The sequence below is a fragment of the Streptomyces sp. AC627_RSS907 genome, assembly GCF_019049165.1.
In genome coordinates, this window is the sequence record NZ_JAGMUE010000590.1 from 1 (window position 1) to 680 (window position 680).

The following is a 680-nucleotide window of genomic DNA, read 5'->3' on the forward strand; positions in this document are numbered from 1 at the left end:
CGGCCATGCCGTGGCTGAACGCGGTGTAGACGACCAGCAGGATCGAGCCCCGGTCGGCGTACCCGAGCACGCGCCGGTGGCGGGCGACGAAGCCGCCGACCCAGCGGCGCAGCAGTTGTCCGGCCAGGAACGGCACCAGCAGGTGGAGCGCGATGGACAGCAGCGAGCCGACCGAGAACCCGCCGCTCGCGCCGAGCAGCAGCCCGGCCAGTACCGGCGTGACGACCACGCCGACCAGGCTGGAGAGGGAGCCCGCGACGATGGCCGCGGCCACGTTGCCGCGGGCCACCGAGGTGAAGGCGATGGAGGACTGGATGGTGGAGGGCACCAGGCACAGGAAGAGCAGTCCGGTGTGGAGCTGGGGCGTCAGCACCAGCGGGACCAGCGCCCCGGCGGCCAGGCCGAGCGCGGGGAAGAGCACGAAGGTGCAGGCGAGGACGGACAGGTGGAGCCGCCAGTGGGCGAGTCCCGCCGTCGTCTCGCGGGCCGAGAGTCGGGCGCCGTAGAGGAAGAACAGGCCGGCGACGGCGACCGTGGTGGTGTCGTCCGCGACCACGGCCGCCTGCCCGGTGACCGGCAGCAGGGCGGCCAGCCCGACGGTGGCCACCAGCGCCAGGAGGAACCCGTCGAGCGGCAGCCAGCCTGGCATCGCGAGGGCGGGGCGGCGCATGGGCTCCCTC

1 protein-coding gene is annotated in these 680 nt (G+C 74.3%); it reads right to left on the minus strand.

Annotated elements, in window-relative coordinates; translation table 11 throughout:
• The coding region (locus KUM32_RS37250) for a bile acid:sodium symporter (RefSeq protein WP_217146284.1) at window positions 1-670 on the minus strand (670 nt) is incomplete at its 3' end.
• Window positions 671-680: the final 10 nt, after the last annotated feature.